20 protein-coding genes are annotated in these 18,923 nt (G+C 38.1%); 3 read left to right on the plus strand and 17 right to left on the minus strand.

Features of this window, described 5'->3' with window-relative positions; genetic code table 11:
* Positions 1–8: 8 nt before the first annotated feature.
* Positions 9–1,013 carry a uroporphyrinogen decarboxylase family protein gene (locus BTR42_RS06980; RefSeq protein ID WP_174564816.1) on the minus strand — a complete coding sequence of 335 codons (1,005 nt, stop codon included), beginning with the start codon at positions 1,011–1,013 and terminating at the stop codon, positions 9–11.
* Positions 1,014–1,590: 577 nt separating this feature from the next.
* On the opposite strand from BTR42_RS06980, the gene BTR42_RS06990 reads away from it, so the two are divergent.
* Positions 1,591–2,496, plus strand: coding sequence for a LysR family transcriptional regulator (locus BTR42_RS06990; protein ID WP_009854381.1), 906 nt, complete (start codon positions 1,591–1,593; stop codon positions 2,494–2,496).
* 66 nt (positions 2,497–2,562) lie between these two features.
* Positions 2,563–3,402 carry an aldo/keto reductase gene (locus tag BTR42_RS06995; protein WP_009854382.1) on the plus strand — a complete coding sequence of 280 codons (840 nt, stop codon included), beginning with the start codon at positions 2,563–2,565 and terminating at the stop codon, positions 3,400–3,402.
* A 160-nt stretch (positions 3,403–3,562) separates the two neighbouring features.
* Here the strand turns inward: BTR42_RS06995 and BTR42_RS07000 are convergent, their stop codons facing one another.
* The 15 genes from BTR42_RS07000 to gdhA all read right to left on the minus strand — a co-directional run bounded on the left by BTR42_RS07000 (position 3,563) and on the right by gdhA (position 17,626).
* On the minus strand, positions 3,563–4,792 hold the full coding sequence (locus BTR42_RS07000) for a sensor histidine kinase (RefSeq protein WP_009854383.1): 1,230 nt from the start codon (positions 4,790–4,792) through the stop codon (positions 3,563–3,565).
* Between the two features lie 8 nt (positions 4,793–4,800).
* Positions 4,801–5,481, minus strand: coding sequence for a response regulator transcription factor (locus BTR42_RS07005; protein ID WP_009854384.1), 681 nt, complete (start codon positions 5,479–5,481; stop codon positions 4,801–4,803).
* A 30-nt stretch (positions 5,482–5,511) separates the two neighbouring features.
* Entirely contained in the window at positions 5,512–6,135 is a 624-nt protein-coding gene (locus BTR42_RS07010) for a GTP pyrophosphokinase (protein ID WP_009854385.1), read from the minus strand.
* A gap of 135 nt (positions 6,136–6,270) precedes the next feature.
* Entirely contained in the window at positions 6,271–6,897 is a 627-nt protein-coding gene (locus BTR42_RS07015) for an ABC transporter permease (protein WP_009854386.1), read from the minus strand.
* A complete protein-coding gene (locus tag BTR42_RS07020; RefSeq protein ID WP_009854387.1) occupies positions 6,890–7,663 on the minus strand; it encodes an ABC transporter ATP-binding protein in 774 nt (257 codons plus the stop codon). The genes BTR42_RS07015 and BTR42_RS07020 overlap by 8 nt, the downstream gene beginning before the upstream one ends.
* Before the next feature lie 12 nt (positions 7,664–7,675).
* Positions 7,676–8,596 (minus strand): glycine betaine ABC transporter substrate-binding protein, encoded by a 921-nt coding sequence (locus BTR42_RS07025; RefSeq protein ID WP_009854388.1) that lies wholly within the window; start codon positions 8,594–8,596, stop codon positions 7,676–7,678.
* Positions 8,586–9,221 carry an ABC transporter permease gene (locus tag BTR42_RS07030; RefSeq protein ID WP_009854389.1) on the minus strand — a complete coding sequence of 212 codons (636 nt, stop codon included), beginning with the start codon at positions 9,219–9,221 and terminating at the stop codon, positions 8,586–8,588. The genes BTR42_RS07025 and BTR42_RS07030 overlap by 11 nt, the downstream gene beginning before the upstream one ends.
* Entirely contained in the window at positions 9,211–9,663 is a 453-nt protein-coding gene (locus BTR42_RS07035; protein ID WP_009854390.1) for a MarR family winged helix-turn-helix transcriptional regulator, read from the minus strand. The genes BTR42_RS07030 and BTR42_RS07035 overlap by 11 nt, the downstream gene beginning before the upstream one ends.
* Positions 9,653–10,630, minus strand: coding sequence for a zinc-binding dehydrogenase (locus tag BTR42_RS07040; RefSeq protein WP_009854391.1), 978 nt, complete (start codon positions 10,628–10,630; stop codon positions 9,653–9,655). Before BTR42_RS07040 ends, BTR42_RS07035 begins: the two co-directional genes overlap by 11 nt.
* A 268-nt stretch (positions 10,631–10,898) precedes the next feature.
* Positions 10,899–12,671 carry an ABC transporter ATP-binding protein gene (locus tag BTR42_RS07045; protein ID WP_009854392.1) on the minus strand — a complete coding sequence of 591 codons (1,773 nt, stop codon included), beginning with the start codon at positions 12,669–12,671 and terminating at the stop codon, positions 10,899–10,901.
* Complete coding sequence (locus tag BTR42_RS07050) at positions 12,661–14,475, minus strand: ABC transporter ATP-binding protein (protein WP_009854393.1); 1,815 nt, start codon at positions 14,473–14,475, stop codon at positions 12,661–12,663. Before BTR42_RS07050 ends, BTR42_RS07045 begins: the two co-directional genes overlap by 11 nt.
* A 3-nt stretch (positions 14,476–14,478) precedes the next feature.
* Positions 14,479–14,919, minus strand: a complete 441-nt coding sequence (locus BTR42_RS07055; protein ID WP_012962070.1) for a MarR family winged helix-turn-helix transcriptional regulator — start codon at positions 14,917–14,919, stop codon at positions 14,479–14,481.
* Between the two features lie 174 nt (positions 14,920–15,093).
* Complete coding sequence (locus BTR42_RS07060; protein ID WP_009854395.1) at positions 15,094–15,504, minus strand: peptide deformylase; 411 nt, start codon at positions 15,502–15,504, stop codon at positions 15,094–15,096.
* Complete coding sequence (locus BTR42_RS07065; protein WP_077496988.1) at positions 15,501–16,010, minus strand: GNAT family N-acetyltransferase; 510 nt, start codon at positions 16,008–16,010, stop codon at positions 15,501–15,503. The genes BTR42_RS07060 and BTR42_RS07065 overlap by 4 nt, the downstream gene beginning before the upstream one ends.
* Positions 16,011–16,276: 266 nt before the next feature.
* On the minus strand, positions 16,277–17,626 hold the full coding sequence (gdhA, locus tag BTR42_RS07070; RefSeq protein WP_009854398.1) for an NADP-specific glutamate dehydrogenase: 1,350 nt from the start codon (positions 17,624–17,626) through the stop codon (positions 16,277–16,279).
* Positions 17,627–17,872: 246 nt separating this feature from the next.
* Between gdhA and BTR42_RS07075 the strand changes: the two genes are divergently transcribed.
* Positions 17,873–18,370 (plus strand): DUF308 domain-containing protein, encoded by a 498-nt coding sequence (locus tag BTR42_RS07075; protein WP_009854399.1) that lies wholly within the window; start codon positions 17,873–17,875, stop codon positions 18,368–18,370.
* Between the two features lie 56 nt (positions 18,371–18,426).
* On the opposite strand, the gene queF is transcribed toward BTR42_RS07075, so the two are convergent.
* On the minus strand, positions 18,427–18,918 hold the full coding sequence (gene queF / locus BTR42_RS12750) for a preQ(1) synthase (RefSeq protein ID WP_009854400.1): 492 nt from the start codon (positions 18,916–18,918) through the stop codon (positions 18,427–18,429).
* Between the last annotated feature and the right edge of the window lie 5 nt (positions 18,919–18,923).

Here is an 18,923-nt window from a genome sequence, read left to right on the forward strand (position 1 = left end):
CTAAAAACTTATAAAGCAACCGCTTCTTTCACCCAATCAATACGTTCTGACGAAATATCACTTGGTACGGTACAATCTGCTCCAATCACAACGCCTTGACGTCCTGCTTCATCAAGCAATTCTTTGACTTTTCCTTGAATAGCTTCTTTACTGCCAAGGTACAATAAACCTTTTTCAGTATTTTCAAAGCCACCAAGAACTGTTTTGCCACCGAACAATTGACGTCCTTCTGATAAGCTGACACCTTCCAATTCAACTGCCCAGTTAATGACATCTGCGGGATAATCTGTGTAATACGTAATGTCATTTGTTGCGCCTTCATAACCACAGATGTGAAGAATATTCGTACCACCAGCAGAAATCGCACGATTCAAAATGTGAAGCTCACCTGGTTTAATCACTTGGTTGTATTCTTCTTTGCTTGAACGTAAATCTTGCAAATTTTGAACGCTGAGGTAAATACCGTCAACTCTTGCTTCTTTAATTAAACGTTTTGTTAAGATGCCAATGTCGCCAGCAACCACGTCCAAAACTTCTTTAGTCAACTCAGCATCTTCCTTGATAAAGTTTTCAATGATTTCATCACCATTGCCGCCTTTTCCTGCCAATTGCCACTTCAAATAAGTCACAGGAGCAAAAATATTATAGAAAGAAGCAATATCTTCTGGGAAATCTTCACGTATTTCTTTGGCTAATTCAACTTGTTGTGTAATCCAAGGATGATTTTCACCGATAGAGACAATTCCTTCTAATTCTTTGATAGAAGTGACACCTTGATGAATTTGTTCATTAGGATAAGTGAAGAAGCCGTCACTCATCACCTTGACAAAATCTGGATTGACGTCTGAAACGAATTTCTTATGTCCTGCGATATTTTTATTGAAAATCTCAGGATTAAAACCGTCGCCTCTTTCATCATCCGTTGTGAAATGATACCAAAATCCGACAGGAACTTTGTCGACTTTTTCATTTTTAAATGCTTTTAAAACCCATTCTCTCTTTGTTGTCATAATCTGTTTCTCCTTTGCTTTTGGTATGACAATTATACTATCATGCATTTTTATACTTGAAAAATCTATATTTTTTATGAATAGCCATAAGATTTGCTTATAGCAAAAAACAAAGAAAAAGCCAGTCAAGATATTCTCTCGACTGACTTTTTATCTTCAAGGCAAATGTGTCAAACTTTTTAAGCAATTAAGATACTGTAAATCTTCTTTCGTGATTTCAGAGCTCTGGTAATCAGAAATCAATTGGTTAAAAGGAGATATTTTCAAAAAAATAAGAAGAGATAAGACAAAAATTATTAGTGTTACTATTGAAATGTTTCTTAACTGCTTTTCGGTTACTATCATAGACACGTCTTCCTTCAAGATTTTTAGTAATTCTATCTTACCACGTCTCTTTTCATTCGTATAATCTAAATTTTTTATTATTATCCATAAAATCTGCTTATAATCTAGAAAACTAATGACGGGTTATAAAAAAATCTTATCACGGCTTTATTTTTTTCTATCAGAAATTTACTGATTTTTTAATCTTATTTTTGCTATAATGACAACAACTATTATGAAGAAGGGATGAGGTTTTATGAATTTTCAACAATGTCGTTATGTTGAAGCAGTCGCTCGTGTAGGTTCTTTTAGTCAGGCAGCTAAGGAATTATTTATGACTCAACCCAATTTATCAAGTTCTATTAAGGATTTAGAAAATGAATTAGGGGTTCAACTGTTCACACGTTCCAATACAGGCACGCGCTTAACTGAAGATGGCTATGATTTTTTGAAATATGCCAAACGTATTATCGGTGAGCTTGATTTGCTTGAGCAACGTTACCATGACCAATTTAAAAAGAGTTTCACGGTAGCATCGCATCATTATGATTTCTTGTCAATTCCGTTGGCTAAGGTTGCCCAACAATTCAATCAAGATTATCAAGAATTTCAAACGATTGAAACGACCACTAAGAAAATCTTAGAAAGTGTTGCTCGTTTTGAAGCTGATTTGGGTATTATTTATCTGGATGACGAAAATAAGCATATTTTGGAATCTTCCTTGGAACACCAAGACTTGGAGTTTACGTCTTTGGGTGATTTTCCAACACGTGTCTTTCTTAGACGTAATCACCCATTGGCACATAAGGATGTCATTTCTGAAAGCGACTTAAAAGGTTACGACCAAATTCGCTTCCGTCAGGAACAATCAGGTTTGAATTTTGACGAGGATGCCTTGCAAATTCACGATGAACAGCACGTGCTTTATAGCAATGACCGTGGAACAGTCATGAATTTACTTTGTGCAACAGACGCCTACGCCTCTGGTCTTGGAATTGTAAATAGCTTCGTTCGTGACCAAATTGTCCTCATTCCTCTGCAAGATAGTCCTAAACATACCCTTGGATATGTGACCAATAAAAAGAAAAAAGTTTCAAAAATTGGAACAGCCTTTATCCAAGAAATCAAGAAAAGCCTCAATGAATTTCCTGAAGCAAACTGATAAAGCAATCTTCATACCGTTATTTTGCTTTCTTTTGTGCTAAAATGAGGCTAAGGAGGAAACATTATGCATTTTAAAACGTTAAATAATGGTATCCAAATCCCTGTTTTAGGCTTTGGTGTTTGGCAAATTTTCGACCAAGCACAATGCCAAGAATCAGTCGAAAACGCCCTTGAAGTGGGCTACCGTTTAATTGATACTGCCGCTATTTATAAAAATGAAGAAGCTGTCGGGCGTGCGGTGAAAGCTTCTGGTCTTTCACGTGAAGATGTCTTTCTGACTAGTAAAGTCTGGATTGACCACCTTGGTTATACCGAAACGAAGAAGGCTTTTGAGGAAACGCTACGCAAACTGGATACTGATTACCTTGACCTTTATCTCATTCATCAACCATATGGTGACACTCATGGCGCTTGGCGTGCGATGATTGAGCTTTATAAGGAAGGATATATCCGTGCTATTGGTGTTTCTAACTTCTCTACTGGACGTTTAACAGATTTTGCGCTCAATACCGAAGTTGTGCCAGCACTCAACCAGATTGAGCTTCACCCCTACAAACAACACCCTATCATTCAAGCTGCCAATGCCCAATTTGGCATAGCTACCCAAGCTTGGAGCCCTTTCAACCGTGGAGAAGATAATATTTTTAAGGACGCTACGCTCAATAGCATAGCTGAAAAACATGGCAAGGCTGTGGTACAAGTCATTCTACGTTGGCAAGTTCAAAACGATATCCTTACCATTCCAAAATCCGTTCACTTAGAACGCATGAAAGAAAATTTTGATATTTTTGATTTTGAACTCACACCAGATGACATCAAGCAAATCCAGTCACTTGACCGTTTTCCAAACAACTACGGACCAAATGAAAGCCCAGAACACGTCAAACGCTTATTGGGCTTGTAAGTCAGAAAACGAGTTTATATACAATATAGCAACATAGTAAAACAAGACGACTTCCAAACGGAAATCGTCTTTTGTTGATGTTAACGAGTTTTGAACAGGAGAAAGTAAGCTATTAGAGTGTTGCTTACTTTACTTGCAAATCAGCTTTGGAGTTTTCCCCCTACAAACTTACTAAGAATGTAATGGTATCTCCGCTATAAGAAACGCTAATGCTTCCTTTGAAGAGTTTGACCATGGTCTGTGCCATTGACAATCCGATACCATAACCTGATTTTTTGTTATTATGTGATTCATCTTCACGGTAAAAACGTTCAAAGAATTTGCTATAATCAACATTCTTGCCTTCGGCGTAGGTATTGGAAATTTCCAAACGTGCTTTTGAGAGGCGATTAGCTTTGCTTAATTTAACTGAAACCGTTCCTCCTGCATCACAATATTTGTTGGCATTATCAACCAAAAGGGTCACCAATTCAAAAAGTGATTTTTCTTCTGCTTTGACATGAATATCAGGTTGAATTTCCATGACAAATTGCTTGCCGTCTTTGATAACAGGACCTTTAAAGTCCTCGGCAGCATCTTCAGCAATTGCTGAAAAATTCAAATCGGTCAACACGACTTCAGGTTGTTCCTCTAGACGGGCCATAGCCACCAAACTATTAATCAAGCCAGTCATACGTTCAACTTGGTCGTTGGTACTTTTTGTCCATTCTGATTCACCGTTCATCATCTCAACCAATTCATTATTAGCCGAAATAATTGCCAAAGGTGTCTTTAATTCATGCCCAGCATTCGTGATAAAACGACGTTGTCGCTCATAATTTCGGATAAAAGGCTCAATAACCCTACCAGAAAAAATAGAAACCATGAGAACAAAGAAGGCAAAACTAACCCCTGACATCCATAAAGAAAGATGAACCAGTGTCATATTTTCTTCAACTTGATTTGTTGCGTCTAAGACAACAATCAATGTCGAATCATCTGATTCATCCGTTACAAGATAAGAATAGGTGTGATTATTGTAACGAAAATCACCGCTCGTATCACCTGATTTATTAATCTTAGTCAGGTAACTCTCCACTTGCTCATCGGTCAAATCAGAAATATTGCTCGAATTTAACGAAGTGATATTTCCATCTTCATCAATAACAGCACTAAAATACCGATATTGAAAGAGCGTATCGACAGAAACCGTGTTGCCTAATTCACTAGTTGCCTTGGAAACACTTGGGAACGTTCCGTCATTATCTGAAATCAAAGTTAAAATCTTGTTGATTTCATTTACCGTTTGAATATGACGGGCAGAATTAAGCACCCCAACCACTGAAAACAAGACAATCAGAATGGCTAAAGAGGCAATCGCAATAAAACGAATCCTTAATTTTCGAAACATGGCATCACCTACAATTCTTTCAACTCATAATCACCCATTTCCTCACCCTCAATCACTACATTTGCGCCGATTGATTTCAATTTTTGACGAAGGTAGGAAACGTAGATAAAAACATAGCCATTATCAATCTCTGGGTCATCTTTGTCATTTGCCCAAACATGGTTAAAAATTTGGTCGGTTGATAATTTCTTGCCTGCATTAAGCATGAAGAATTCCAGCATTTTAGATTCTTTACCTGCTAGGCGAATGGTGTTTTGACTGACAAGTTCCTGTTCACCAACATTCAAAGTAACTGTTCCAACGGTCAAAATATTAGACGTGAAATTGGTATCCACACGACGTGACATTGACCGCAAACGCGCTAATAGTTCTTTTAATGAAAAGGGTTTAGTCAAATAATCATCTGCTCCAGCATCTAAGCCTGTCACACGGTCATCAACTTCAGCCATAGCAGTCAACATAATAATGTGTGACTGGTTGCCTGTTTGACGAATTTCTTGCACAGCTTCGATGCCAGATTTGACAGGCATCATAATATCCATGACCATAACGTCATAGGCATTTTCATTTGCCATATCAATAGCTGCCTGTCCATCATAAACCGAATCCACATCATAACCTTCATGGGTTAACGCCGTAGTCAACACACGATTCATTTGAATTTCATCTTCTGCAACTAATATTTTCATATGCTATCTCCTATCGTAACTCGTGTTCATTTAATCTTGGGAGCTTTCTTGAATGAGGTTTCGAATGGTTTGCATGGTCAAATCACAAGACGCTAATTCATCTGCGCAGCGTTTGAGCTCACGGACAATCCGTTTTGGGTCTTTAATATCATGCTTATACTTCATTTGATGTTCCAAACTAGCCCAAGAATCCATAGCAATGGTGCGAAGCTGTATTTCAATAAAGTATGAGCCCTGCTTATTTCCCAAACAATCAGGATAAGGCGTCACAACTTCTACTATCAAATGGTAAGAACGATAGCCATTTGGTTTCGCATTTTTGATGTAATCTTTCTCAGCAACAATGGTGCAATCATCAAAAGAACGGATAAGGTCCACTAAGGTATAAATATCATCAACAAAACCACATACTATCCGCAGACCAATACTATCACGCACTTTTTTCAAAGCAGACTCGGTTGTTACTGGAAGATTTTTGCGTTGACACTTCTCTGTCATACTTTCAGATGTCTTAACGCGAGCGATAAAATGTTCAAACAGCTTATAACCAGTCTCTTTTTTAACCTCATCATTTTTCTTGCGAATACGCTGACTAAAGTCCTCCAAAATCAAAGGCAGGTAATCAGCATATTCTCCATAAATCATATCTGTCATAACTTTTCCTAACTAGATGATAGTTTCATTATAACAAAATTCCTTATAAGAAGCTAAAAGGGGCATTTTTAAGAGCTAAAAAGTTGAGCAAAATGCCCAACTTCTTGGTTTGTGTTCTTATTATTGCAAGACGCATTAACTCACGCTTTCGTTCTTGACTAATTCTTCAACAAGATACAAGATGAGGTTGACTAATAAGCTTAGGGCAACAGTCAAAATGATACCCCAAAGCAATTTAGGCAAACTCATTGTGCGGAGTCCGTCAAACAAAATACTACCTAGACCACCTGCATTAATCGTTGAGGCAATTGTTGCGATAGCAATCATTGAACTTGCTGCCAAACGTAATCCTGCAAAAATAGAGGATTGCGCCAATGGCAACTGAATTTTTGCTAATATTTGCCACCTTGTCATCCCCATACCAGTCGCCGCTTCAACAATACTGTCATCAACTTGTGTCAATCCTGCTAAAAATGTGCGAACTAACGTATATTGCGCATAGATTACCAAAGCTATTATGGCTGTTCGCGTCCCCAAACCTGTCACGGGAATCAACAAGGTAAACAGCGCAAAACTCGGAATGGCGTACAATAGTGATAAGACGTAAACAGAAGCCTGCCTTATTTTAGGGTAAAACAGCAAAATCACCGTGATGACACTAGCAAATAGCAGAGCAAACAGTAGGGAAAAACTCGTCAATTCAATATGTTCAATGAGCGCCGTGATTAACTTATCAGAAGATGTCTTAAAATAATCAATCATAGCTAGCCCTCCACAGTTTTTCTTGTTCCTGCGCGGTTGTTATCAATTTTTGGACAAATTCATTTCCTGGATTTTTGATAATATTTTCTGGTGTGTCAAACTGGCAAATGGTACCATTATCCATGATAACCACGCGTGTTCCCAGTTTAAATGCCTCATAAATATCGTGAGTGATAAAAACAAATGTCTTTTGATTTAATTTCTGATGAATCGCTTGCAATTCCTCTTGTAAATCATTACGAGTAATGGCATCAATGGCACCAAATGGTTCATCAAATAACATGACATCAGGGTCAGCAGCTAAAGCACGCGCAACACCTATCCGTTGTTGCTGCCCACCGGATAATTCACTTGGATAACGTTCGCCGTAATCCGCTGCAGGCAATTGCACCAAATCTAAAAGTTCTCCCACACGATTTTCAATACGTTCCTTATCCCAGCCCAATAACTTGGGAACAGTTGCAATATTTTCAGCAACCGTCATATGTGGAAATAAGCCGATTTGTTGGACAACGTAACCAATCTGACGACGAAGGCTAACGGAATCCATTTGCTCAATATCTTGCCCAGCAAAGAGAATCGTCCCTGACGTTGGTTCAATCAGCTTGTTAATCATTTTTAGCATGGTTGTCTTACCAGAACCTGATGTTCCCAAAATGGTGATAAATTCGCCATTTTCAATGGTTAAGTTAATATCATTAACAACCGTTTTATCACCATAAACTTTGCTCACATGCTCAAATTGAATCATTGTCTTTTCTGTCATAAATCTATCTTTCTAACCTTTTATGCTATCGTAGTATTCTTTCGCGACATCTGTATATTCTTGACCGTCAACATCCACTTTAGCATTAAGTTCCGTAACTGTTTCAGTATCAAGTTTTGCCGAAATATTATTTAAAATGGTTTTAATATCTGGATTGTCATCCAAAATATTATCTCGCACAACGGGCGCTAAATTATAAGGTGGCCAGAATTGTTTATCATCTTCCAATAAGGTGAATTCATCCGTATTGACCAACTGACCTTCGGTCGTGTAAGCTGGCGTCACATCCGCCTCATCATTTTCAAGAACACTGTATTTCAAACTGTTGTCATATACCTTTGAAGATTGCCAGTTAAAGGTACCATAAGTCTTTTCAAGTCCTGGTAAACCATCTTCACGTTCATCAAATTCCCCTTGTGAAGCAAAGCGCAATTCACTAGCATGAGCTTGCAAATCAGAAATCGTCTTGATGTTGAGTGAATTGGCGACTTCCGTACGAATAACCAAACCTTGGCTATCATTTGCTGACGCGTAATCAAGCCAAGTCAGGTTAAATTGTTCCTCATATTCCTTTTTAACAGTCTTATAAACTTTCTCTGGGTCTGTTTCCATATCCTCACCCAAAACTGACAGCAAACCAGTTCCTGTATATTCTGGATATAAGTCAATCTCATCATTGACAATTGAATTATGAATCAAAGAACTTGAAATATTTGACACACGCTCAACGGTATAACCATTGTCCTCAAGCGCAAGCGCATAAATTTCAGCAATGACTAGATTTTCCGTAAAATCTTTCGACCCCACACGAATAGTGGTTGACGATTGCTGCGCTTCAGAAGATTGATTATTGCGCCACGCCCAAATTCCACCAACAATTGCCACCAAAATGACTACCAGTAACGCTCCTGAAATCACCTTTTTATTTTTCATAATGTTCTACCCCTTTTATGCTTAAATCAAAAATAATCATACTAAGGAACGACAATATCGCAACCGAACCACCACCAATTAGCAATAAATCATAACGATAAAGTCCTAATCCTGTAAAAATCAAAGTACCAAGTCCACCTGCTCCAATATAGGTCGCCAAGGTTGCGCTAGCAATAATTTCCACCAATGCCAATTTAATGCCATTTAAAATATGTGGCAGAGCTAACGGAAATTGGACTTTTGTTAATAATTGCGACCTTGTCATCCCAAGTCCCAAAGCTGTTTCCAGCAAATTTTCTGAAACCGACGCAAACCCAACAATCGTATTTAATAAAATGGGTGGTATTCCCAAAATCACTAAAGCAATCAATGCAGGTAAGCGCCCCACTCCAATGAATGGAATCAGAATAAATAGTATTCCAAGGCTTGGAATAACGCGTAGCCCTTGCGTCAAAAGCGTTGACAATTGTCGTACAAACGGCTTTTCATAAGAAAAATAACCAAGTGGTAGAGCGATGATTAAAGCAATCAACAAAGCCTCGAAACTTAGGCTAATGTGTTGCCAAACGTATCCTAAATAAGTATTTCCATTATCTGCAAAATATGCAGCTATATCATTTAACATGTTCCTTTACCTGATGACTTTCTAAAAGTTCTTTTAACCTATCAGTGAACATCGCTGTCGCTGACAATAAAACTTCCTGTTCTTCCAAAGTCAAAGCGCTCATTGCTTGCGCTTCAAAATCTGCTAACGGCTCCAATAATTCAGCAGCAAACTGCTGACCTGTTTCAGTTAAACGAATCAACTTCTTGCGCCTGTCAATTCGGGAAGGCTCCAAATATAATATTCCTTTTTTCATATAAGTTTTAACAATTGCTTGAATCACTTGTTTCGTTGAAAATGTTCGTTTTGCAATGCTCTCCTGTGTCATCCCATGTGGATTATGATAAATCCACATAAAAACTAATAACGATTTACTATTTAGCCCATGCTTTTTAGCGTAGCTTTCATAGAGGGAAAATTGCTCATCACGCAAACGAGCGTATTTTCTAGCATTACTTATCACTAAAATTTTCCTCCTTATTTAAAACAATGACCTTGCCAAATGCCGCAACACTATCAAGATAATCATGTGCAGCTTGGATACTATCCAAATCAAATACACGCTCAGGGCGAACATCTACTTGTTCTTGCTCAATATAAGCTAACATTTTCTGAATCTTATCTTGTGAAACATTGCCTGAATAAAATGTTGTCAAATAGACATTATTTTTAAGTTCCATAATTGGATCAAATTCTTCCAGATACCATTTTCGTCCCAATTGACCGCAGGAACAAATAATTCCGTTTTCTTGCAAATGCCCTAGACTGTCTTTGATGGTGGCAGGTCCAACTAATTCTAAGATTTTCGTGAATGTCACATCCGTCTTTAGCACACCATTATCATCAATAACCAAATCATCATATCCAGCGTCCAAAAGCTGCGCTTTTTTAGCAGTATTGCGCACACTTGCATAGACGTTCACGTCAGGAAATTTAGCTTTTACCAATTTTACAAAAGCCGTCCCGACACCACTAGCACCAGCACGCACCAAAATCGTATCACGGGAGGTGATTTTTAAATTTTGATAAGCACCAAAGGCAGTATAATAAGTCTCTGGAATCGTCGCCAACGTTGCCCAATCCAACTGCGTTGAGATAGGATAAATCTGCTCATTTGGCAAAAGGACATATTCAGCATACGAGCCATCAAAATCACGTCCCATTTCTCCCATAATCGAAATGATTTTTTGACCAACTGGCAAACGTTGCTCGTCCGTCGTCTCTTCAATGACACCAACACATTCTATCCCAAGAATCCTTGGAAAGGTGACACTCGGCGACAAGCCTTGTCTGGTAAAAATTTCAGAACGATTAATCCCAAATCCCATAATTTTCACCAAAGACCAACCTGATTTCACTTGCGGTTTAGCAATCTGAGTCACCTTTAAAACACTACTATCTCCTGCTTTGCTAACAATAACAGCTTTCACTTTCTTCCTCCCTCTTGATTCTCACTATTTTCCATTATTATGTCACAACCACCAAAAATAGTCAAATATTTTTACTATTTTTCAATTCCTAAACAAATGCCACTTTTGCTTTAAAAATTGATTGCAAGTTATATAAATGCCATTACAAAATAAAAACAAAAGAAAAAGCTAGGTACTTGCCTAACTTTCTAAAATCTTCTAGCCAGACTATGCAGACAACAAAAAACGAGTCTGAGCACGTTGTCCCAGACTCGTTTAGTTTTAAGCTTTAAGCTACTTCAAATTGTGAATTGTAGAGGTCAGCATAGAAGCCGCCTTGTTGCATCAAATCATCGTGATTGCCTTGTTCGATGATGTTACCATCTTTCATCACAAGGATAAGGTCAGCGTTTCTAATCGTTGACAAACGGTGAGCGATAACAAATGATGTACGACCTTCCATCAATTTATCCATGGCTTTTTGAATCAATTCTTCAGTACGTGTATCAACTGATGACGTTGCTTCGTCCAAAATAAGGAGCGGTGAATCTTTCAGAAGAGCACGCGCAATCGTCAAGAGTTGTTTTTGACCAATTGAAAGCGTTACAGAATCATCAAGATAAGTGTCATAACCTTTTGGAAGTGTCATGATAAAGTGATGAACACCAACAGCCTTAGCCGCTGCAATAACTTGTTCATCTGTAATATTTTCTTGATTGTAAATCAAGTTTTCTTTGATTGTTCCTTCAAACAACCACGTATCTTGAAGCACCATTGAGAATTGGTCATGCACTTCTTCACGTGTCATCAAACGTGTATCCACACCATCAATAGTGATTCGACCTTTATCGATTTCATAGAATTTCATGAGCAGGTTAACAATGGTTGTTTTACCAGCACCTGTTGGTCCAACAATGGCAACTTTCTGACCAGGTTTCGCCACAGCTGAGAAATCATGGATAATTGTTTTATCCTTAGAATAACCAAAGAAAACATTATCAAAGGCAACTTCACCATTAACATCACTAAGTTGACGTTCCTTGTCAGACTCGTCTTCCATTTCATCTTCTTCAAGGAATTCAAAGACACGACTCATGGCAGCTGTTGCTGATTGCATTTGTGTGAAAGCTTGCGCAATTTGTGACAATGGTTGTGAGAAGATACGAACATAAGTCATAAAGGCAACCACGTCACCCATGGTAATATCACCATTGATAACTTTAACGGCACCAACCACACAGACCATAACATACCCAAAGTTCCCAACGAAAATCATAAGCGGCATCATAATACCTGACAAGAACTGTGATTGCCACATTGATTTATAAAGATTGGTGTTTAATTTTTTAAAGGTTTCGCTTGTTTCACCAGCAGCGTTATAACTTGTTACCACATTATGACCAGAGTAAATTTCTTCAACATAACCGTTAATCGCAGCCAAGTTATTTTGTTGGCGTTTGAACAATGGTTGTGATGAGCCCATGATAACCATAACCAAAACAAAACCAATCAGAACAGACCCAATCGCTGTTAAAGCCATGCTGACATTTGAATGGAACATCATGAAAATTGAACCAATCAATAACATGGTTGATGTCACCAAAGTTCCCAAACTTTGGTTAAGCGATTGACCAAGCAAGTCAACGTCATTTGTCACACGAGAAAGGGTGTCCCCTTGCGAATGACTATCAAAGTAATTCAATGGAACCTTGTCAATTTTGGTCTGAATAGCTTTACGTAAACGTTGTGAAAAACGTTGAACGATAGTCGCTACGGTAAAGCTTTGAATATAACCAACTACTGCTGAAATAACGTATAAAATTGCCAAAGTTAATGCAATTTCACCAACTTTATCCAAGTCGATTCCTGGAATCATACCAGTCGCCGTTGGTGTCAAACCTTTGGTGATTGTATTGGTGATTTCTTTTAATTTATCAGGTCCAATAACCGTAACCGTCGCAGAAACAATTGCTCCAATCACTGCAAGAAGAAATGGAAGCTGGAAACCTTTAATGTAGGGCTTCATTCTGCCATAGAAAGATGTTTTTTTCTTATTTTCCATTTTCTAATTCCTCCTTAGATAGTTGTGAGTAAGCAATTTCACGATAAACATCGTTGTTTGCAAGCAATTCTTCGTGCGTACCTTGACCAACAACTTTACCTTCATCCAAGACCAAAATTTGGTCAGCGTCCATAATCGTTGAGATACGTTGTGCCACGATTAATTTCGTCATATCAGCTGTACGTTCTTTCAACTGTGAACGGAGGATTCGGTCAGTCTTGTAGTCAAGTGCTGAGAACGAATCATCAAAGATGATAATTTCAGGCTTACGAGCAAGAGCACGCGCAATTGCCAAACGTTGTTTTTGACCACCTGAGAAGTTTTGACCACCTTGAGCAACAGGTGCTTTTAACTTACCGTCTTTCATTTCAACGAATGTCTTACCTTGAGCTAAATCAAGAGCTTCCCACATCTTGTCATCATCAAGCGGCGAGCTATTGCTTTCTCCCATATCCATATTTGAAGCGATATCCCCACTGAAAAGCACTGCTTTTTGCGGAATATAACCAACAATCTTATGAAGCGTATCGTGGTCATATTGACGAACATCAATGCCATCGACTTTAATCGTTCCTTCTGTCGCGTCATAAAAACGTGGAATCAAGTTCACCAAAGTTGATTTACCAGAACCAGTTGAACCAATAAAGGCAACCGTGTCTCCAGCTTTCGCTTTAAAGGAAACGTGTTCCAAAACAGCTTCTGAATTTTTGCTGTAACGGAATGAAACATTGTCAAATTCAACAGAACCTTTTTCAGTTGGTTTAGCTTGATTTGTTTCTGGATATTCAATTGAAGATTTTGTTTCAAGAACTTCATTAATACGCCCAGCAGCAACAACGGCACGAGGTAAAATGAAGAATACGACAATCATCATCATGAATCCCATAACAACTTGCATGGCATATGATGAATAAACAACCATATCTGAAAACAAATCAACTTTATCTTGCATAGCGCCAGCAATTTTCGTTGGGTCTGTCGGAATAGCAATATTTTCAATCAAATGCGCACCAATCCAGTAAATAGCAAGTGTCATTCCGCTTGAAATTCCTGTCATTACTGGAGATAACAACGCCATTGAACGTCCAATAAAGAGGTTAAGATTGGTAACATTATCATTGGCTTGTGCAAATTTGGCATCTTGATAATCTTCGGCATTGTATGCACGCACCACACGGATACCTGTCAATGATTCTCGCGTAATACTGTTCAATTTATCGGTTAATGTTTGAATCATGCGTTGTTTAGGCATCACCATCATCAACAAGAAAATGATCATCAAGAACATAACCGCAACTGCGACGATAAGAACCAATAACCATTCATGATTTTTATCAGCAATCTTGGTTATTGCCCAAATTGCCATGATAGGTCCTTTAGTAATGACTTGGATTCCCATTGTGAAAACCAATTGAATTTGTGTAATATCATTGGTTGTACGTGTCAAAAGACTAGGAATTGAAAATTTCTTGATTTCAGCATCTGAAAAATTCAAGACACTATGGAAAATATCATCACGTAGGCGTGTACTAAAACTTGCCGCAATACGAGCAGCTAGGAAACCGACAACGACAGATGCCGCAAAGCTTCCCAAAGAAAGCAAGACCATACGCATACCTGGTGCATCAAAGTTCCAAGCAAAAATATCTTTTACTTTTGTCCCTTCTGTTGATAGCAAGGTCGTGATATCCGACATATAATCTGGAATTTTTAACTCAAGATAAACATTCAAACACACAAATAATACAGCAAAAATAAGCATTGTAACTTCTTTTGCTGTTAAGCGTTTCAAAATTTTTAACATGCGTTACTCCTTGTTTTCTAAATTTTTCAAAATGCGGTCAAAGACGCGAAACGAGATTTTGAGATCCTCATGGTCAACACCAGCTAAGATTTGCCTATGCATTTCATCATGGAAATCTTGAATATCCTGAGCCTTTGATTTTCCAAGCTCAGTCAACACAACTTGCTTATAACGCTTATCTTCTTTTGACGAAACAACTTGGATAAAACCATTTTTCTCCATGCGCTTAATCAAATTACTAGTCACTGACTTTGAAATTCTTAGTCTCTTCTCAATGTCCTTAATATAAATTTCTTTATCGGGATTATCACGAAGATACATCACTGCAAATCCCTGTGGACCAGCTAGATTTTCAACACCATGACTTTCCGCAAGAGCGTGGACACGATTTTCCATTAAATTGATAAAATCCCTAAACTGTGAAAACGGATCTTTCTTGTGCATCTTTTCCTCACTTTCTGAAAAATACCAAGATTCATTCTTGTAGAACACATTATAGTTCTTATGAGAACTATTGTCAAGAAAAAAGCTTCGCTTCTGCTTATTCTTTTCAACTATTTTCTGAAATCAAAAACAAACGTTGATATATCAACGTTTGTTTGAGGTTGTTTTTGAAAATTAAATGATAATACCTTCCAAGTGGTCTAATTCGTGTTGGCAAATTTGTGCTGGCAAACCTGTCAAGGTTAAGGTCTGTTGGTTCCAATTTTTGTCTAAAAAAGACACTTCGATTCTCTGGTAACGACGTGTTGGTCGTGCTCCTGTCAATGATAAACAAGACTCTTTCGTGTCAAATGGAAGTGATTTGTTAAGCAAAACTGGATTGAACATCACCAAATCTGCTCCCCCCATATTAACGATAATTGCTCGCTTTTTAACGCCAATCATATTAGCAGCCATGCCGACACAATTATCACGGTTTGCCACTAAAGTATCTTGCAAGTCTTGTGCCAAATACAAATCTTCTTTTGTTGCTTCTTCTGACTTTTGCGCCAAGAAAAATGTGTCTCTTACAATCTGTTTAATCATTTTTTCTCCAATAGTAATTCCATAATATCAAAATCAATAGCTTGGTCATCAATTTCCATAAAGTGCTTAAACGTTCCAATCTTTTGAAAACCAAGACTGTCATAAAGATGAATCGCTCGGTCGTTATCAGACCGAACTTCAAGTGAGAGGACTTTTAAACCTGATTGCTGCGCTGCTGCAATCAATCGCGTTAATAGCTGACGCCCAATTCCTTGGTTCCAGTAGGCTTTTTTCACCGCGATACCAATTTCTGCACGATGCGCCAATCGTTTTTTACGAAAAGCACTACAATTACACGTTCCTACTATCTCACCAGCTTCTTCGGCTACTAAGAAATGTGATGTCTTAGATTTTTGAATCTCACTTAATAAGTTTCCCTCATCTGCAACAGAAACAGACACCCCTTCTTCTCCATAAGACAAGTTATCTGTTTCTGAACCAATCTGCTGGCAAAATGCCAAAATAGCCTCGGCATCACTAGCCAAAGCACTTCTCACTATAACCATATCAAGCCCTCGCTTTCGCTAAAAACATTATAACAAAATAAATAAAACCTTGCTACCATGCGCTTTCTCACATTTGCCCCAAGATTTTATTGCACCAACAAAATCGAGAATAACTAACAATGAGTTGCAACGATACCAACCAAAAGAGCCCACACTTCGTGGACTCATTTTCGGTTATTTGATATTAGAGAATTTAATTAAAGATTATAAAAGATTGTTGATTAAATCATTAAGAGTTATACAACAGTCTTGTGAAAAACAAGATTTTAAACGATACCTTGTGCTGACATTGCTTCTGCAACTTTAAGGAATCCAGCAACGTTGGCACCGACAACAAGGTTACCTTCAGCACCAAATTCTTTAGCTGCTGCTGCAGAATTATCGTAGATACCTTTCATGATGTCATAAAGTTTAGCATCTACTTCTTCGAATGACCAAGGTGTACGTTGACTATTTTGAGCCATTTCAAGAGCTGATACCGCTACACCACCAGCATTCGCAGCTTTGGCAGGACCAAATGAAACGCCAGCTTTTTGGAAAACTTCGATAGCTTCAAGCGTAGAAGGCATATTTGCACCTTCTGTAACAGCGATAACACCGTTAGCTACAAGAGCTTTCGCATCTCCCTCGTTAATTTCATTTTGTGTAGCACATGGGAATGCAAGGTCAGCTTTGATTGACCAGATTGAGCCTTCACCAGCAGGTGTAAATGTTGCACTTGGACGAGCGTCAGCGTATTTGACAATACGTGCACGTTCAACTTCTTTCAATTGTTTAAGAAGAGGGACATCAATACCTTCTGGGTCATAAACATAACCAGATGAATCTGAAACAGCAACAACTTTAGCACCAAGTGATTGAAGTTTTTCAGTAGCGTAAATCGCTACGTTACCTGAACCAGATACAAGAGCTACTTTACCAGCGAAGTCTTCACCGCGAGCTTTAAGCATTTGTTCTGCAAAGTAAACAGCACCGTAACCAGTTGCTTCTGTACGAGCAAGAGATCCACCGTAAGTAAGCCCTTTACCAGTAAGAACACCTGTGTATTCATTGCGGAGGCGTTTGTATTGACCGTAAAGGTAGCCGATTTCACGTCCACCAACACCGATATCACCAGCAGGAACGTCAGTGTCAGCACCAATGTGTTTGCTCAACTCTGTCATAAAGCTTTGGCAGAAACGCATAATTTCGTTGTCTGATTTACCTTTAGGATCAAAGTTTGAACCACCTTTACCACCACCGATAGGTTGACCAGTCAATGAGTTTTTAAAGATTTGTTCGAAACCAAGGAATTTGATGATTGATTGGTTTACTGATGGGTGGAAACGAAGACCACCTTTGTAAGGTCCAATAGCAGATGAGAATTGAACACGGAAACCGCGGTTGACTTGAACTTGACCTTTGTCATCAACCCAAGGAACACGGAAAGAAACGATACGTTCTGGTTCAACCAAACGTTCGAGAAGATTTTCTTCAATGTATTTTGGATATTTATCAAACACTGGAACAAGTGACTCAAATACTTCTTCTACTGCTTGTAAAAACTCTGGTTCGTGAGCATTTTGCGCTTTGACTTTATCAAAGACACCAGCTACATACTCTTTACCTGTTGTCATATATATTTCCTCCGAAAATCAGATTATAAATCGTGTAATCAATAGACTACAAAAAATATTATAAATTTTCTGAAAATTCTTGTCAAGTATTTATTGTACTTTTTTTGAAAAAATTACGTTTTTATGTCACAAAATATAACATCGTATGTGAAGTCGTGTGGGAAATTTCGTCATTCTGGCAGGCTTTATCCTCTCCTTTTCGCGAAAATTATGGTAATATAGGGGTATATTATTAGGAGGTATATTATGAAACGTTTATCACTATGGTCAGGTATTCTGGCACTACTTATTGGCATTTTTCTTTTTGTGCATCCTTTTACCACGACTGCAATGATTGGTTGGATAATCGCTTTATTAGTTTTCATGTCTGGAATCACCAGCCTTTTGATGTATACCAATAGTGTCGAGCGATCATTTTGGTATTTGTTGCAAAGTATTTTATCGATTATTTTTGGAATTATTCTCCTATCAAGCTCAGCCATGTCTTTATCAAGTGCTGTTATTACGATTGCTGCTTATTGGATTCTTATTAGCGGTATCCTTCGTTTAATTGGTGGCTTCCAAATGCGTAGAGCAGGTTTTTACGACGCTAATCGTTTCCTAAGCTCTGCGGTCCTTGCCATTCTTCTAGGGCTTTTCCTCTTATTCAATCCTGCACTTTCAGCTATTTTTATTGGGCGTCTAACAGGATTACTTTTAATGGCAGTTGGTGTTTCAGGAATCGCTTTTTCATTCCGTATTTAACTAAGACTACAAAAAGACTTCGTTCAAAAAAACGAAGTCCTTTTTTTAGTTCTCAATTAACGATTATCAATGGTTTCTGGATACAAGTCGTGGTTCATTAGGCGATAATCTGCCATTTTTTCATACTTGGTATTTGGTTTTCCGTAATTAAAATATGGGTCAATTGATAAGCCACCACGTGGTGTGAATTTTCCCCAGACTTCAAGATAGCGTGGCTGAAGCAAGTCAATCAAATCTTTACCAATCGTATTAATGCAATTTTCGTGAAAATCACCGTGGTTACGGTAGCTGAAAAGGTAAAGTTTCAATGATTTTGATTCCACGCAAAGTTTATCTGGAATATAAGAAATATAAATCGTCGCAAAATCTGGTTGCCCAGTAATCGGACAAAGTGATGTAAACTCTGGACAATTGAATTTGATAAAGTAATCATTGTCAACATGACGATTATCAAATGATTCCAGAATACTTGGGTCGTAATCGTAAGTGTAAGTCGTCTTTTGATTTCCCAAAAGGGTCAAATCTTTCATTTCATCTGTTCTAGTCATCTCAT

The sequence above is a fragment of the Streptococcus gallolyticus subsp. gallolyticus DSM 16831 genome (assembly GCF_002000985.1).
Taxonomy (GTDB): Bacteria; Bacillota; Bacilli; order Lactobacillales; family Streptococcaceae; genus Streptococcus; species Streptococcus gallolyticus.

What these genes read in the sequence shown, in the direction of transcription:
- BTR42_RS06990 (WP_009854381.1), top strand. Translation starts at nt 1,591, where the DNA reads ATGAATTTTCAACAATGTCGTTATGTTGAAGCAGTCGCTCGTGTAGGT.
- BTR42_RS06995 (WP_009854382.1), top strand. Translation starts at nt 2,563, where the DNA reads ATGCATTTTAAAACGTTAAATAATGGTATCCAAATCCCTGTTTTAGGC.
- BTR42_RS07000 (WP_009854383.1), bottom strand. Translation starts at nt 4,792, where the DNA reads ATGTTTCGAAAATTAAGGATTCGTTTTATTGCGATTGCCTCTTTAGCC.
- BTR42_RS07005 (WP_009854384.1), bottom strand. Translation starts at nt 5,481, where the DNA reads ATGAAAATATTAGTTGCAGAAGATGAAATTCAAATGAATCGTGTGTTG.
- BTR42_RS07010 (WP_009854385.1), bottom strand. Translation starts at nt 6,135, where the DNA reads ATGACAGATATGATTTATGGAGAATATGCTGATTACCTGCCTTTGATT.
- BTR42_RS07015 (WP_009854386.1), bottom strand. Translation starts at nt 6,897, where the DNA reads ATGATTGATTATTTTAAGACATCTTCTGATAAGTTAATCACGGCGCTC.
- BTR42_RS07020 (WP_009854387.1), bottom strand. Translation starts at nt 7,663, where the DNA reads ATGACAGAAAAGACAATGATTCAATTTGAGCATGTGAGCAAAGTTTAT.
- BTR42_RS07025 (WP_009854388.1), bottom strand. Translation starts at nt 8,596, where the DNA reads ATGAAAAATAAAAAGGTGATTTCAGGAGCGTTACTGGTAGTCATTTTG.
- BTR42_RS07030 (WP_009854389.1), bottom strand. Translation starts at nt 9,221, where the DNA reads ATGTTAAATGATATAGCTGCATATTTTGCAGATAATGGAAATACTTAT.
- BTR42_RS07045 (WP_009854392.1), bottom strand. Translation starts at nt 12,671, where the DNA reads ATGGAAAATAAGAAAAAAACATCTTTCTATGGCAGAATGAAGCCCTAC.
- BTR42_RS07050 (WP_009854393.1), bottom strand. Translation starts at nt 14,475, where the DNA reads ATGTTAAAAATTTTGAAACGCTTAACAGCAAAAGAAGTTACAATGCTT.
- BTR42_RS07055 (WP_012962070.1), bottom strand. Translation starts at nt 14,919, where the DNA reads ATGCACAAGAAAGATCCGTTTTCACAGTTTAGGGATTTTATCAATTTA.
- BTR42_RS07060 (WP_009854395.1), bottom strand. Translation starts at nt 15,504, where the DNA reads ATGATTAAACAGATTGTAAGAGACACATTTTTCTTGGCGCAAAAGTCA.
- BTR42_RS07065 (WP_077496988.1), bottom strand. Translation starts at nt 16,010, where the DNA reads ATGGTTATAGTGAGAAGTGCTTTGGCTAGTGATGCCGAGGCTATTTTG.
- gdhA (WP_009854398.1), bottom strand. Translation starts at nt 17,626, where the DNA reads ATGACAACAGGTAAAGAGTATGTAGCTGGTGTCTTTGATAAAGTCAAA.
- BTR42_RS07075 (WP_009854399.1), top strand. Translation starts at nt 17,873, where the DNA reads ATGAAACGTTTATCACTATGGTCAGGTATTCTGGCACTACTTATTGGC.
- queF (WP_009854400.1), bottom strand. Translation starts at nt 18,918, where the DNA reads ATGACTAGAACAGATGAAATGAAAGATTTGACCCTTTTGGGAAATCAA.